The organism is Agromyces humi (genome assembly GCF_009720255.1).
GTDB lineage: Bacteria > Actinomycetota > Actinomycetes > Actinomycetales > Microbacteriaceae > Agromyces > Agromyces humi.
On sequence record NZ_WJSP02000375.1, the window covers coordinates 1 to 3,550 of the forward strand.

Sequence of the window (3,550 nt, forward strand, 5' to 3'; positions counted from 1 at the left end):
ACGGTGGCGGGCGTGCCCGCCGTCGCATCCGTGCGCCTGGCCATCAGGCGGCCGGGGTCACGACGCCGGGCTGGTCGCCGTGGGCGCGGAAGAGGTGCATCGAGAGCGCGGGGATGCGGATGCGCTCGCCGGGCGCGTGCTCGGCGGGATCCTCGACGGGCTGCTCGCCGGCGGAGTCCCAGATGAGGGTGTAGCCGGTGACGCCGGGATGGTCCGGCAGGACCACCTCGGTCGGCGCCTCGTGCGCGTGCACGACGAGCAGGATGCGGTTGAAGGCCTCGAACTCGGGCGTCGACGCCGCGAGGTACTGCAGGGTGCGCTCCTCGGGCGAGTGCCAGTCGTCGATGGTCATCGTCGTGCCCTCGGCGGTGAACCAGTCCATCTGCGACGCGCTCGGGGTCGTCTCGCCGAGACGTCCGAACCGCACCGGCCGGATCGCCGGGTTCTCCTCGCGCACGCGCAGCAGCCGCCTCGTGGTCTCGAGGATGCTCGCGTCACGCTCGTCGTCGCGCCAGGACAGCCAGGTGAGCTCCGAGTCGTGGCAGTACGCGTTGTTGTTGCCGCGCTGGGTGCGGCCGTACTCGTCGCCCGCGGTGATCATCGGCACGCCCGCGGAGAGCAGCAGCGTGCCCAGCAGGTTGCGGATGGTGCGGCGCCGGTCCGCGTTGACGACCGGGTCGTCGGTGCCGCCCTCGACCCCGTGGTTGTACGAGTTGTTGCCGTCGGTGCCGTCGCGGTTCTGCTCGCCGTTGCCGAGGTTGTGCTTGACGTCGAAGGTCGTGAGGTCGGCGAGCGTGAAGCCGTCGTGCGCGGTCACGAAGTTGAGGCTGGCGAGCGGACCCCGCTCGAGGGAGAACGTGTTCGAGGAGCCGGCGAGCCGCGTCGCGAACCGGCCGATGCCGCTGCCGGCCGTGCCGGTCTGCCGCTCCCTCCGCAGGTCGCCCAGCCAGAAGTCGCGCATGCGGTCGCGGTACCGGTCGTTCCACTCGCTGAATCCCGCCGGGAAGTTGCCGGTCTGCCACCCGCCGGGGCCGACGTCCCACGGCTCGGCGATGAGCTTCACGGTGCTCAGCACCGGATCCTCGAGCATGGCGCGCAGCAGCGGATGCTCGGGCGTGTAGCCGCCGTGGTCGTCGCGGCCGAGGGTCGCCGCGAGGTCGAGGCGGAACCCGTCGACCTGCAACTCCTCGGCGAAGTACCGCATCGAGTCGAGCACGAGCCGCTGGGCGGCGACATGGCCGACGTCGAGGGTGTTGCCGCACCCGGTCGTGTCGACGTACCGGCCGTGCGCGTCGTGGCGGTAGTAGGACGCGTTGTCGATGCCGCGGAACGAGTACGTCGGTCCCTGTCGGCCCTCCTCGGCGGTGTGGTTGTAGACGACGTCGAGCACGACCTCGAGGCCGGCTTCGTGCAGCCGTCGCACCATGCCCGCGAACTCACGCCGCACCGCTCCGGCGCCCTCCGCCTGGGCTGTCGCCGACGCGTACGGCGCGTGCGCGGCGAAGAATGCGAGGGTGTTGTAGCCCCAGTAGTTGAGTCGCCCCTGGCGCACCAGCCGCTGCTCGGAGACGAAGGCGTGCACGGGCAGCAGTTCGACAGTGGTGATGCCGAGGCTCGTCAGGTACTCGAGCGACGCATCGTGGGCGAGTCCGGCGTAGGTGCCCCGCAGCTGCTCGGGGATGGCGTCGTTCAGCTTGGAGAAGCCGCGCACGTGCGTCTCGTAGACGACCGTGTGGTCGAGCGGCACGCGAGGCTTCTCGATGCCGCCCCAGTCGAACCCGCTCTCGCCGAGCGGAGCGACGGCGACGCCGCGCCACGACCCGTCGGCCACGGGTGCGAGACCGCGCGCGTAGGGGTCGAGCAGGGTGTGCGCCGGGTTGAACGCGTGATCGGAACCCGCGGGACCGTCGACGCGCAGGCCGTAGCGCGCGCCCGGCACGAGCGCCGTCGACGTCGCCTCCCACACCCCGTGGGCATCGCGCACCAGTGGTGCGCGCTCGACCGCCCACGCCAGGTCGCCATCCGCGAACACCTCGAGGTCGACGGAGGTCGCGTGCTCCGACCAGACCCGGATCGTCCCGCCGTCAGCGCCCGCGCGGACGCCGAGATCGCGGAGGGGGTCGGCGGCAGACATGCGATCTACAGTAGTTCGTGTGCAAGCGCTCCCATGTCGGGAGCGGGAGGAGGCCTGCGCATGGTGTACCTCGACCACGCCGCGACCACCCCGATGCGGCCGGAGGCGATCGACGCGCTCACCGCCGCGCTCGCCGTGGTGGGCAATCCCTCGTCGATCCACAGCGCCGGCCAGCAGGCGAAGCGGCTGCTCGAGGAGTCGCGCGAGCGCATCGCCGCCACCCTCGGCGCCGACGGCATCGAGCTGGTCTTCACGGGCAACGGCACCGAGGCCGTCAACCTCGCCGTCAAGGGGCTCTGGTGGAGCCGGCAGGGGAGCGGGTCCGATGCCGTGCCGCGGCCCCGCATCCTCGTGCCGGCAGGCGAGCACCACGCGACGGTCGACACGGTCGAGTGGCTCGCACTCCACGAGGGCGCAACCGTCGTGGAGCTGCCGCTCGACGAGCTCGGGCGGCTCAGGCTCGACGTGCTCGAGGCCGAGCTGGCCCGCGATGCGGCATCCGTTGCGCTCGTCACGATGCTCTGGGCCAACAACGAGGTCGGAACGATCCAGCCGGTCGAGGAGGTCGCCCGCCTCACCGCCCGCGCCGGCGTGCCGCTGCACGTCGACGCGATCGCCGCCTACGGCCAGCTGCCGATCGACGTCCACGCGCTGCGACGGGCGACGGATGCCTCGGCCGGCGGCATCCGCGATTGCTAGCGTCATGCCATGGCGACCCTCTCGCACGACCCCCGCTGGCCCCGGGCGGGCGGATGGCCCGCGCTCGCGGACCTCGAGCCCGCGGCATCCGTGGATCTCGTGCTGCTCGGCGTTCCCGCGTGGCGCACCTCGCTGTCGCCGACGAACGCACATGCCACGCCGGCGGCGATCCGCGAGGCGCTGCAGCGGTACAGCCCTGCGCTGATGCCCGACCGGCGCGCTCCCGAGGGTGACGCGGCACGGGTCGCGCGCGACCTCGATGAGCTCAGGTTCGCGGATGCCGGCGACATCGACGAGCCCGATGGCGCCGCGGGGGAGGCGCGCACCATCGCCGCGACGGCCGCGGCGCTCGAGCGGGCGACCGCGCTCGTGGCGCTCGGCGGCGACAACTCGGTGACCGTGGCGACCGCGCTCGGCGCCTGGGGCGACGACCTTGGCACGGCCGGACTCGTGACGATCGATGCCCACTTCGACCTGCGCGACGGCGTCTCGAACGGATCGCCCGTGCGGCGCCTCGTTGAGGCCGGCCTCGATCCGCGCCGCATCGTCCAGGTCGGCATCGCCGACTTCGCGAACTCGGCGGCGTACGCCGAGCAGGTGTTCGACGTCGAGCCGCTCTCGCTCCCACAGGATCCGGGTGCGGCATCCCTCGCCGAGATCGCGGACTCTCCCGCCGTTCGCCTGTTCCTCGACCGCGCCCACGCCGCCGACCAGCGC

3 protein-coding genes are annotated in these 3,550 nt (G+C 72.5%); 2 read left to right on the forward strand and 1 reads right to left on the reverse strand.

Going from position 1 to position 3,550, the window contains the following annotated elements:
• Positions 1-43 precede the first annotated feature (43 nt).
• Positions 44-2,134 carry a glycogen debranching protein GlgX gene (gene glgX / locus GH736_RS19310; RefSeq protein WP_159606245.1) on the reverse strand — a complete coding sequence of 697 codons (2,091 nt, stop codon included), beginning with the start codon at positions 2,132-2,134 and terminating at the stop codon, positions 44-46.
• A gap of 60 nt (positions 2,135-2,194) precedes the next feature.
• On the opposite strand from glgX, the gene GH736_RS19315 reads away from it, so the two are divergent.
• Complete coding sequence (locus GH736_RS19315) at positions 2,195-2,833, forward strand: cysteine desulfurase family protein (protein WP_159606247.1); 639 nt, start codon at positions 2,195-2,197, stop codon at positions 2,831-2,833.
• A gap of 9 nt (positions 2,834-2,842) precedes the next feature.
• On the forward strand, positions 2,843-3,550 hold a 708-nt coding region (locus GH736_RS19320), incomplete at its 3' end, for an arginase family protein (protein ID WP_203230861.1).

What these genes read in the sequence shown, in the direction of transcription:
- glgX (WP_159606245.1), bottom strand. Translation starts at nt 2,134, where the DNA reads ATGTCTGCCGCCGACCCCCTCCGCGATCTCGGCGTCCGCGCGGGCGCT.
- GH736_RS19315 (WP_159606247.1), top strand. Translation starts at nt 2,195, where the DNA reads ATGGTGTACCTCGACCACGCCGCGACCACCCCGATGCGGCCGGAGGCG.